This is a genomic window from Allopusillimonas ginsengisoli, from assembly GCF_004153455.1.
GTDB lineage: Bacteria > Pseudomonadota > Gammaproteobacteria > Burkholderiales > Burkholderiaceae_B > Allopusillimonas > Allopusillimonas ginsengisoli.
Window position 1 is genome coordinate 172821 of sequence record NZ_SDQE01000008.1, and the last position, 10397, is coordinate 183217.

The window sequence follows — 10397 nt, forward strand, 5'->3', positions numbered from 1 at the left end:
TGCCATGCTAGACATACTTTCGGACAACTGGTTGTTGCTACTTGTTGGACAGTACCCCAACGGCGATATGGGCGGCCTGGTCGCCACTATTAGCCTTGCCTTGATCAGCTTGTTACTGGCGTTTCCATTTGGCATTCTTCTGGCGTTGGGACGCATCAGCCCGTATAAGATTTTTTACTATCCAGCCACGGCCATCGTATATATCGTACGAGGCTTACCGCTAATCATGTTCATCTTTTGGGCTTACTTTTTTGTGCCCATCGTGATTAACCGACCGGTTGCGGGTGCCACCACCATGGTAGTGGCGCTCGTTTTCTACGAAAGCGCCTATATGGCCGAAATCATACGCAGCGGCATCCAGGCATTACCTGCTGGTCAACTGGAAGCTGGCCGCTCCCTAGGCTTGAGCTATATGCAAAGCATGCGCAAGGTCATCTTGCCGCAGGCGCTTTTCAATACGATACCTAGCATACTCAGCCAGTTTATCTCTACCGTCAAAGAGACTTCTCTTGGGTTTGTAATCAGCGTCCATGAACTCACCTTTGCAGCGGCGCAGATCAACAATATCCTGCTCACTAAACCGTTCGAAGTGTTCGGCCTGCTTGCGCTGACCTACTTCACGCTCAACCTCATCCTGACAGGGCTTGTGAAGCTGGTAGAGATACGCATCGCCAACAGTCGGATTCTGGCAGCACAAGGATAGATCATGATTGAATTCAGGCACGTCAACAAGTGGTATGGAGACTATCAGGCGCTGATTGACATCTCGGCGCATGTAACCCAAGGTGAGGTACTCGTCGTCTGCGGCCCGTCGGGGTCCGGAAAGTCTACCCTTATTCGTACCATCAATCGACTGGAACCCATACAGGAAGGTCATATACTGATCGACAAGGTCGATCTATATGATTGCGGCTCAATTGACGAGATGCGCAGTCATATTGGCTTTGTGTTCCAGCAATTCAATCTCTTTCCTCACATGAATGTCCTTGACAACCTCACCATGGCACCAGTCATGCTCAAACGCGCGAGCAAGCGCGACGCAGAGGACCAGGCCAAGGTTTTATTGGATCGGGTCGGACTCGCAAACAAGGCTAACGCATTTCCTGGCGAACTGTCGGGCGGCCAACAGCAACGCGTCGCCATCGCGCGCGCACTTGCCATGAAACCGCGCATCATGCTGTTCGACGAGCCCACCAGCGCGCTGGACCCCGAAATGGTCAACGAAGTGCTTCAGGTGATGAAAGGCTTGGCCAAGGACGGTATGACGATGGTATGCGTCACGCACGAAATGAATTTTGCAAAAGATGTCGCCGATATGGTCTGGTTCATGGATGAAGGAAAGATCGTGGAACAGGCACCGCCCGCAAATTTTTTCACCAGCCCGGAGACGGCTCGGGCAACGAAATTCCTGGCCGACATCAGACACTAACCCCACGGCCATAAGGTATCGCAAAATTGCATGTTGCCTTGGCTATTTCCACGACTTCTCCGTAGAACACGCTATTAGCATCGTTTGCGTACATCGCGCAGTAATTCGACGCCGGTAGTGGTTTGCTTGTTTGCACCACAACCAGCTTTCCAGCCTGGACTAAGCTACGAAAATAATCGATGGGCACACAGGATATGCCAAACCCGGCCACCGTCAGGCCTACCATGGCAAGCAAGCTATTGATGGTAAACAAGTTGGACTTGGCCTTGTATGGGGATAGCCACTCATCGTAGATGAGATTGAGGCCCGACTCAGCGTCTTGCCTGATCAAAGACATATTCGAAATATCTTCTGGCGAATAGATGACATCAGCCGACACGAGTCGAGGGCTCCCAACCCAGGCAAACGGGACGGTGGCCAGTGATTGCGATTCCAGCGAAGGGTGGCGCAATTCTCCATGCAGCATCGCCATGTCCAATTGCCCTCCCAAAAGATGTTGCTGCAATTCTGCCGCCATTCCGATCTTCGGGCTGACAATCAGCTTGGGAAACAACGACCGCAATTGCTGAATCATATCGGGCAACCATGTCATCGCCGTGATTTCGGTGATGCCTAAACGCAGCACGCCTGAAAATGTATGAAAGCCTTTTATCTTCATGAGCATCAAGTCGCGTTGCGAAAGCAGTTGTGCTGCGAGATCCAGAATCTGCTGGCCTTTGCGAGTCAGAAGTGCTTTCTGGCCTCCACGATCAAAAATCTGAACATCAAAATCTGACTCGAGTTCCTGAATACGCTTGGTGATCGCAGATTGGGTCGTATTGAGCTTTTCTGCCGCCTTAGAAAACCCGCCAAGCTGCACAACCCAGTAAAGAGCTTCTATTTGTTTGAAAGTAAGCATAATCTAGCCAGAAATAAAGAGTGCTGCCCTACCCCCTAGGGAACCGTCAGCATCGTTTTGCGGATGAACTGCCACAACGCCGGATGCCGCGAATACGCGACATTGAAACGCAACCAACCCGTATCTGCCTGGGCGGGATCGAAGTACGAACCGGGCGCCATCCAGATGCCATCGCGCAGCGCCAGTTCAGCAAGCTGCGCGGCTCCCTGCTCACGCCACGCACCGGGCAAGCGCGCCCAGAGGAACAGGCCTGCGCCGGGCCTGACATAAGCTTCCAGGCCATGTTCGTCTATCAGCGTGCACACTTCATCGTGCGCCTGACGCAGGCGCTCCTGGATGCGCTGCAAATGCGCGCGATGCCGCCCCTGACGCAATACCTGATGCACCGTGCGCTCCATCATTTCGGGTGTCGTCAGGCCCAATGCCATCTTGGTCTTGGCAAACTCGCGAACCAGAATGGCATCGGCAGCTACGTAACCCACGCGCATCGAGGGCATGATGCTTTTGGAAAAACCAGACACCTGCACCACCCTGCCCGCGCCTGCCATCGCTGCGAGCATTGGACCCAACCCCGGCAACAGATCTCGCGAGACATCATCTTCAATGATGCGAAAGTCATAGCGTTCTGCCAGCTGCAGCACGCGAAAGGCGTTGTTCATTGAAAGGCTGGTACCCGTTGGATTGTGCAGCACGGTGGTGAGGAACAACGCCTTGATGTCTTCATTTTGGGCGAGTGCTTCGAGCTCGTCCACGCACAAGCCGTCTTCGGCGCGACGGATGCCACGCACCGTCAATCCTGCCAGACGAAGCGTAGGCAGGATATTGGCGTAGCTGGGCACCTCTACCGCAATGACATCACCTGGCTGCAGCAGGGTGCGTATCACGACATCCAGGCCCTGCGAGGCCCCCTGCGTCAGAAGCACCTGATTTGCATCAATGGCCAGCCCGTGCTCCGCCAGCGCCTGGCAGATATATTCCCGCAGCGGGTAGTAGCCGTAGGGGTGCCCGTAGCCAGCCAACTGATTGATAGGGGTGCGGGCGACCTGCCGCAACGACTGCCGCAGGCCGGTTTCATCCAGCCATTCGGTAGGCAGCCAGCCACAACCGGACTTGATGGGAATGGAGTGGTCGGCAAACACATCCGACAGCAGCCAGGCAGCCCCCAATGTTGGAGGCTCCCACCCTGCCAGGGCCTGATCACGCGGCGAACGCGCTTTGGTGGAAAGATCTGCCGCGATCCGATAACCCGATCCAGGCCGGGCGACCAGCCAATTCTGCGCGACCAGACGGCTATAGGCGGCCGATACAGTAAAAGGGCTCAAGCCATGATCGCGGGCAAACGCGCGTACCGAAGGCAAGGCCATGCCGGGCCTCAACACTTGCGAACGTATTGCCTGTTCTATCGCTGCAACTGCCTGATCCACAAGTGGTTCCGCGTGGCGGCGATCGCGCACAGGCTGAAAGAATTGCATGCCCTGATCCTTACAGTACAATTTTTATAATCTTAACAGTACAGTTGGCATTTTTTAACCATTCTGTATATTCATTTGCGGTGCCCGCCAGCCGAGAATAGCTGAACGGATTCTTTCCCGTTTACATACGCACACCGATATTCGAGGCAAACCATGACCAGCCAAGCCAATATTCCCGACATGTCGCATCTCTGGATGCCATTTACGGCCAACCGCCAGTTCAAAGAGCACCCCCGCATGCTGGCCAAGGCCAAAGGCATGTACTACACATCCACCGACGGCCAGCAAATCCTGGATGGCACCGCCGGCCTATGGTGTGTGAACGCCGGTCATGGCCGCGAAGAAATCATCGAAGCCATTACACGCCAGACCACTGAGCTCGATTATGCGCCCAGCTTTCAATTGGGCCACACCGACTCGTTTCGCGCCGCCTCGGCCGTCGCCAAACTGATGCCGCAGGGGATGGACCGCATTTTCTTTACCAACTCAGGCTCTGAATCCGTTGACACGTCGCTCAAGATTGCGCTGGCCTATCATCGCGCACGCGGCGAAGGCCAGCGCACCCGCCTGATCGGGCGCGAGCGCGGCTACCACGGCGTCGGCTTTGGCGGCATTTCGGTGGGCGGCATTTCCCCGAACCGCAAAACCTTCTCGGGCGCGCTACTTCCCCATGTGGACCATCTGCCCCACACCCATGATCTATCCAAAAATGCCAACACACGCGGCCAGCCAGCCTGGGGCGAGCACTTTGCCGACGATCTGGAGCGCATCATCAATCTGCATGATGCCTCTACCATCGCGGCTGTCATTGTGGAACCGCTGGCCGGATCAACAGGGGTGCTGATCCCTCCCAAAGGCTATCTGGAAAAACTGCGCGCCATCACCGAGAAGCACGGCATTTTGCTGATTTTTGACGAAGTCATTACCGGTTATGGACGACTTGGTGCGCCCACCGCCAGCGAGTTCTTCGGCGTCAAACCAGACATCATCGCCATGGCCAAGGGCATCAGCAACGCAGCCGTGCCCGCCGGCGCTGTGGCCGTCCGCCGTGAAATCCACGATACCATTCTGGCGGCGGCCTCCGCAGGCATTGAGTTCTTCCACGGCTATACCTATTCGGCGCACCCCTTGGCAACCGCCGCCATCCTGGCCACACTGGGCATCTACGAGCGCGACCAGCTTTTCAATCGCGCCAAAGGCTTGTCCAAGACATTTGAGGATGCCGCTCACAAACTGGAAGATGCGCCACATGTGGTGGATGTCCGCAATCTGGGCCTGGTCGCCGGAATCGAACTCAAGTCCCGGGATGGCGCAGTGGGCGCGCGCGCGGCCGAGGTCTTTGGCAAATGCTTTGACGAAGGCGTGATGGTGCGCTACACCGGCGACATTCTGGCAATCTCGCCACCGCTCATCATCAACGAAGAGGAAATCAATCACATTTTCCAGACCCTACGCAAAGTACTGGATACCGTGAAGTAGCCGCCTACGCCGTGCCCGGCGGGCACGGCACGTCGGGCATAAAAAAATCGGGCGGCACCTTATGCGGTGCCGCCCGATTTTCTTTGCCCCAGGCAGGGCTGCAATACTACAACGCTTGTGCCGCTGGCGCCGACTCGGCATCCTGATACGCCTCCATCGGCGGGCAGGAGCACACCAGGTTGCGATCACCATAGGCGTTGTCGACACGCGCCACGGGCGGCCAGTACTTGCCTTCGCGCAGGCTGGCCACCGGATAGGCGGCCTGCTCGCGCGTGTAATCATGATGCCATTCCGACACCAGCAACATCTGCGCGGTATGGGGTGCATTCTTGAGCACATTGTCCTGGGCGTCGCTTTCGCCACGCTCCACGCGCGCAATTTCTTCGCGAATGGCAATCATGGCATCGATAAAGCGGTCCAGTTCGGCCAGGCCTTCGGACTCTGTGGGCTCGACCATCAACGTACCCGCGACCGGGAAGCTCATCGTGGGCGCGTGGAAGCCGTAATCCACCAGGCGCTTGGCAATATCTTCGGCTGAAATGCCGCAGCTGTCCTTGATGGGGCGGATGTCCAGGATGCACTCGTGCGCCACGCGCCCCTTGGGGCCAGCGTACAGAATGGGATAGTGATGCTTGAGCCGCGCTGCAATGTAGTTGGCGTTCAGGATGGCCATCTCCGTGGCTGCCAGCAGGCCCTCGTTACCCATCATGACGATGTACATGTAGGAGATGGGCAAAATGCTCGCCGAACCATAAGGCGCCGCCGAGACCGGGCCAACTCGCGTGCCCTCGGGCAGATGGCCGGCTTCGTTCACAACACCCGGCAGATAAGGCGCAAGATGCGCGCGCACCGCCACAGGCCCCACACCAGGGCCACCGCCGCCATGAGGAATGCAGAAGGTCTTGTGCAAGTTCAGATGAGACACGTCGCCACCAAACTTGCCCGGCTGCGCCAGGCCAACCATGGCATTCATGTTGGCGCCGTCCAGATAAACCTGCCCGCCCGCTTCGTGCACCAGGTCGCAGATTTCGGTCACCGCGGTCTCGAACACGCCATGCGTCGAGGGATAGGTAATCATCAGTGCTGCCAGCCGATCGCCAACCTTGGCAATCTTGGCCTTCAGATCGTCCACATCAACGTTGCCATGGCTGTCGGACGCGACCACGACCACGTCCATGCCGGCCAATTGGGCAGAGGCGGGATTGGTGCCGTGCGCAGATGCGGGAATCAGGCAGACATTGCGCTGATCCTGTCCGTTGGCGCGATGGTAGCCCCGAATGGCAAGCAGGCCCGCATATTCGCCCTGCGCGCCTGAATTGGGCTGCAGGCTGATTTCATCGTAGCCCGTGATCTCGCACAGGGCTTTCGAAAGCCGGTCGACCAGCGCTTTGTACCCCTGCGTCTGCTCGGCGGGCGCAAAAGGATGAATATCACTGAATTCGGGCCAGGTGATGGGGATCATCTCGGCGGTGGCGTTCAGCTTCATGGTGCATGATCCAAGCGGAATCATGGTGCGATCAAGGGCCAGGTCTTTGTCTGCCAGGCTGCGAAGATAACGCAGCATGTCCGTTTCGGACTGAATGCGGGAGAACGCCGGATGCGCCAGAATGGGCGACTGCCTGCGCAATGCGTCGGGGATGCCGTTGACCGGGGACTGGGACCTGTCAGACTGTGCGTCCCAGTTCTTGCCCAATGCGCCGGCAACCACTGACACCAGCGTCTCGACATCCGCCACGGTGACGGTTTCGTCCAGCGATACGGCCAGGCGATCGCCGTCCACCTGACGCAGATTGATGCGAGCGGCCTGCGCCGCGTCAACAACAGCCTGCGTCTGAGCGCCGGTTTCCAGCAGCAATGTATCAAAATACGATGCGTTGGCCACCTTCACACCCAGGCCAGCCAATGATTGGCCGAGATAGGCGGTAAGCGTGGCAACGCGATTGGCGATGCGGCGCAACCCCTCGGGACCATGCCATACCGCATACATGCCCGCCATCACTGCCAGCAGCACCTGCGCCGTGCAAATGTTGGAAGTGGCCTTTTCGCGACGAATATGCTGCTCACGCGTTTGCAGGGCCAACCGCAACGCTGGTGCGCCCTGGCTGTCGCGCGACACGCCTACCAGGCGGCCAGGCAAATTACGCTTGAAGCTGTCACGGCAGGCCATGAACCCGGCGTGCGGGCCGCCAAAACCCATGGGCACGCCAAAGCGCTGCGCCGAACCGATGGCGATATCAGCGCCCCATTCTCCCGGCGGCGCCAGCAAGGTCAGGGCCAGCAAATCCGTTGCCACGGCGACAATGGCGCCGGCATCATGCGCGGACGCGGCCAGTTCGCGGTAATCCGCGATGCTGCCCAGGCTGTGCGGATACTGCAACAGCACGCCAAAACATTCCGGCAACCCTTGGGCTTCGTCGCCCACCTGCAACTCAATGCCCAGCCCTTCAGCACGCGTGCGCACCACTTCGAGTGTTTGGGGGTGGCAGTGCATGGAGGCAAAGAACACATTGCTCTTGGCACGCGAACCACGGCGCGCCAGCGCCATGGCCTCAGCCGCTGCCGTGCCTTCGTCCAGCAGCGAGGCGTTGGCAATGTCCAATCCGGTCAGGTCGGCCACCATGGTCTGGTAGTTCAGCAAGGCTTCCAGGCGTCCCTGCGAGATCTCTGGCTGATACGGGGTGTACGCTGTGTACCACGCGGGATTTTCAAGGATATTGCGCAGAATGACATTAGGCACTTGCGTACCGTAATACCCTTGCCCGATGTAGTTGCGAAACACCTGATTGCGACCTGCGATCTCACGCAAGGCCGCCAGCGCATCTGCTTCGCTGCGCGATGGCGGCAGATCAAGCGCACCGCGCTTGAGGATGCTGCCTGGCACCACATCACTGATCAGGCTGTGCAGATCAGGCGCATCGATGGCGGCCAGCATGCGAGCCTGGTCGTCAGGGCCCGGGCCAATATGGCGGGGGATAAAATCGGAATGGGGGTCTAGGTCGCGCAGCATGATCAACCTGCGTCGACCAAGGCTTTATAGCCGTCGGCATCCAGCAGACCATCGACCGCAGCGGGATCCGCGGGCTTGATCTTGAAGATCCAGTTGTCGAAGGCAGAGTCGTTGATGAGATTGGGCGAGTCGCTGAGTGCTTCGTTGAACTCGACGACTTCACCGTCGACGGGTGCATAGATGTCGGACGCCGCCTTGACGGACTCCACCACACCGGCTGTATCACCGGCGGATAGCGTGACGCCGGTATTGAAGTCGCCCACGTAAACCAGGTCGCCCAACTGGTCTTGGGCATTGTCGGTAATGCCCACTACCAGCACGTCGCCTTCGGTCTTGACCCACTCATGCGAGGCCGTATATTTGCGGTCGTTCGGAAGATTCATTGTTTACCCCAGAAAAGAAAATATTGTTGTCAAGAAGTGCCTGATCGGAAATCGAGCGCGGCGCGTGCCTGTTACGTCAGGCGACAATCTCGCCATTGCGCACGAAAGGCATTTTTACCACTTCTGCGGGCAGCCATTTGCCCCGGATCTCCACCTGGACCTGATCGCCTGCCTGCACGCCAGCGGGAACGCGGGCCATGCCGATGGAGACGCTCATCGTGGGCGACATTGAGCCGCTGGTCAGTTCGCCCTCGCCCTGAGGGGTGCGCAGCTTCATGTGGCCGCGCATCACGCCGCGTTCCAGCAGTTTGACGCCGACCAGGGTACGATCAATCGTCGCCTGTTCGATGGCTTCGCGACCAATGAATGCGCGGTCGGCGTTCTTGAATGAGACGGTCCAGGCCAGGCCAGAAATCAGCGGGTGAACGCTTTCGTCCATTTCCTGGCCATACAGGTTCATGCCGGCTTCCAGACGCAGCGTATCGCGCGCGCCCAGTCCGCAGGGCTTGACGCCCTGTGCCTGAAGATCTTGCCAGAATGACTTCGCCTGATCGGCGGGCAAGACGATTTCGAAGCCGTCTTCGCCGGTATAGCCGGTACGGGCGACTAATGTATCCTCGGCAACATAGACGCCATTGAAGGGCTTGAGCGCCTGCGTTGCTGGCGCCCAGTCTGGGCGAACTGACCATACGCGCTCTCGCGCTTGCGGCCCCTGCACGGCAATCATGGCGAGGTCGCGGCGCGGTGTAATGACGACGTTAAAGTGTTCGGATGCGGCGGCGTTTTGCATCCAGGCCAGGTCTTTGTCTGCGGTGCCGGCATTGACGACGACGCGCCATGTGTTTTCGTCGAAAAAATAGGTGATCAGATCGTCGATGACGCCGCCCTCGGCATTGAGCATGCAAGAATACAGGGCTTTTCCGGGCACGGTGAGTTTGGCGACGTCGTTGGCGAGCAGGCGCGAGAGGTAGGCGCGGGCGTCCGGGCCACAGATGTCGATGTTCAGCATGTGGGATACGTCGAACATGCCTGCCTGGCGGCGAACGGCGTGGTGCTCTTCGATTTGGGAGCCGTAGGAAAGAGGCATGTCCCAGCCGCCGAAGTCGACCATTTTGGCGCCGGCTTCGAGGTGGACGGGGTGCAGGACGGTATGCTTGGGGGTAGCTGCTGACATGGGGGCCTCTGGCGTTGATTGAAAAACGAAGCGGGCCGGCGAATTGGCCGGCTGCGTCGCCCTTCTGTCCTTTTGCCTGAGAGTTGGCCCTTGGCGGGGTTCCCCTTCGGCGCTCGTTTCCGCGATTGTGCGGGCGGGTCTCTCCAGAATGCTGTTTTGCTGCGATGGTGGTGCAGCAGGGCACGGGGGCGGTACGGGGTGCCTGAGCGATTCTGGGCGAATTGCGCCTTCGGCGGTCGGAGTGCCGACGCTCTCCCACCCTGTGCGATATCAGCAACGTGAAAGCATAACCTGAATAGTTTTTGGCTACAAATGGATTTTGTTGCTGGGGGGGATTTGGGGTGTTGGGGTGAGGTGGTTGTTGCTGGGAGGGGGGTGCTTGGCTCGGGGTAGTGGGGGTTCTTTAGGCGCGTGTGTGGTGTAGCGCTTCGCCCGGGAATGTCAGATTTTTTGTGTTCAGGCAGTTGGTGTTAAACATTAGTCTGCCTATTTTCCCTGAGACTCAGGATCGCGATAACGATATACATCGGTGAATCGCTCCTCGTATAGGATAGC

Annotated in this window: 8 protein-coding genes and 2 riboswitches; of the genes, 3 read left to right on the top strand and 5 right to left on the bottom strand. The window is 58.3% G+C overall.

From position 1 onward, the window contains the following. The first annotated feature begins 4 nt into the window (after window positions 1-4). Window positions 5-703, top strand: a complete 699-nt coding sequence (locus ERE07_RS14935; RefSeq protein ID WP_130009832.1) for an amino acid ABC transporter permease — start codon at window positions 5-7, stop codon at window positions 701-703. Between the two features lie 3 nt (window positions 704-706). Then, complete coding sequence (locus ERE07_RS14940; RefSeq protein ID WP_130009833.1) at window positions 707-1429, top strand: amino acid ABC transporter ATP-binding protein; 723 nt, start codon at window positions 707-709, stop codon at window positions 1427-1429. Here ERE07_RS14940 and ERE07_RS14945 read toward each other — a convergent pair. Both ERE07_RS14945 and ERE07_RS14950 read right to left on the bottom strand, forming a co-directional pair. Further along, the gene (locus tag ERE07_RS14945) at window positions 1419-2327 is read right to left on the bottom strand and encodes a LysR family transcriptional regulator (RefSeq protein WP_130009834.1); all 909 of its coding nucleotides are present in this window, start codon (window positions 2325-2327) and stop codon (window positions 1419-1421) included. The genes ERE07_RS14940 and ERE07_RS14945 overlap by 11 nt on opposite strands. A 35-nt stretch (window positions 2328-2362) precedes the next feature. Next, on the bottom strand, window positions 2363-3799 hold the full coding sequence (locus ERE07_RS14950) for an aminotransferase-like domain-containing protein (RefSeq protein ID WP_130009835.1): 1437 nt from the start codon (window positions 3797-3799) through the stop codon (window positions 2363-2365). A gap of 153 nt (window positions 3800-3952) precedes the next feature. On the opposite strand from ERE07_RS14950, the gene aptA reads away from it, so the two are divergent. Continuing rightward, the gene (gene aptA / locus ERE07_RS14955; RefSeq protein WP_167670917.1) at window positions 3953-5278 is read left to right on the top strand and encodes an omega-aminotransferase AptA; all 1326 of its coding nucleotides are present in this window, start codon (window positions 3953-3955) and stop codon (window positions 5276-5278) included. 106 nt (window positions 5279-5384) lie between these two features. Here aptA and gcvP read toward each other — a convergent pair whose 3' ends face one another. The 3 genes from gcvP to gcvT form a co-directional block, all read right to left on the bottom strand. Next, window positions 5385-8285 (bottom strand): aminomethyl-transferring glycine dehydrogenase, encoded by a 2901-nt coding sequence (gcvP, locus tag ERE07_RS14960; protein WP_130009836.1) that lies wholly within the window; start codon window positions 8283-8285, stop codon window positions 5385-5387. A gap of 2 nt (window positions 8286-8287) precedes the next feature. Further along, window positions 8288-8668, bottom strand: a complete 381-nt coding sequence (gene gcvH, locus ERE07_RS14965; protein ID WP_130009837.1) for a glycine cleavage system protein GcvH — start codon at window positions 8666-8668, stop codon at window positions 8288-8290. A 76-nt stretch (window positions 8669-8744) separates the two neighbouring features. Next, complete coding sequence (gene gcvT / locus ERE07_RS14970) at window positions 8745-9842, bottom strand: glycine cleavage system aminomethyltransferase GcvT (protein ID WP_130009838.1); 1098 nt, start codon at window positions 9840-9842, stop codon at window positions 8745-8747. Between the two features lie 54 nt (window positions 9843-9896). Continuing rightward, window positions 9897-9999: riboswitch (glycine riboswitch) on the bottom strand. Between the two features lie 22 nt (window positions 10000-10021). Next, a riboswitch (glycine riboswitch) is annotated at window positions 10022-10110 on the bottom strand. Between the last annotated feature and the right edge of the window lie 287 nt (window positions 10111-10397).

Bases quoted from the DNA above. Each gene is read 5' to 3' on its own strand.
- ERE07_RS14935 (WP_130009832.1), top strand. From the start codon at position 5: ATGCTAGACATACTTTCGGACAACTGGTTGTTGCTACTTGTTGGACAG.
- ERE07_RS14940 (WP_130009833.1), top strand. From the start codon at position 707: ATGATTGAATTCAGGCACGTCAACAAGTGGTATGGAGACTATCAGGCG.
- ERE07_RS14945 (WP_130009834.1), bottom strand. From the start codon at position 2,327: ATGCTTACTTTCAAACAAATAGAAGCTCTTTACTGGGTTGTGCAGCTT.
- ERE07_RS14950 (WP_130009835.1), bottom strand. From the start codon at position 3,799: ATGCAATTCTTTCAGCCTGTGCGCGATCGCCGCCACGCGGAACCACTT.
- aptA (WP_167670917.1), top strand. From the start codon at position 3,953: ATGACCAGCCAAGCCAATATTCCCGACATGTCGCATCTCTGGATGCCA.
- gcvP (WP_130009836.1), bottom strand. From the start codon at position 8,285: ATGCTGCGCGACCTAGACCCCCATTCCGATTTTATCCCCCGCCATATT.
- gcvH (WP_130009837.1), bottom strand. From the start codon at position 8,668: ATGAATCTTCCGAACGACCGCAAATATACGGCCTCGCATGAGTGGGTC.
- gcvT (WP_130009838.1), bottom strand. From the start codon at position 9,842: ATGTCAGCAGCTACCCCCAAGCATACCGTCCTGCACCCCGTCCACCTC.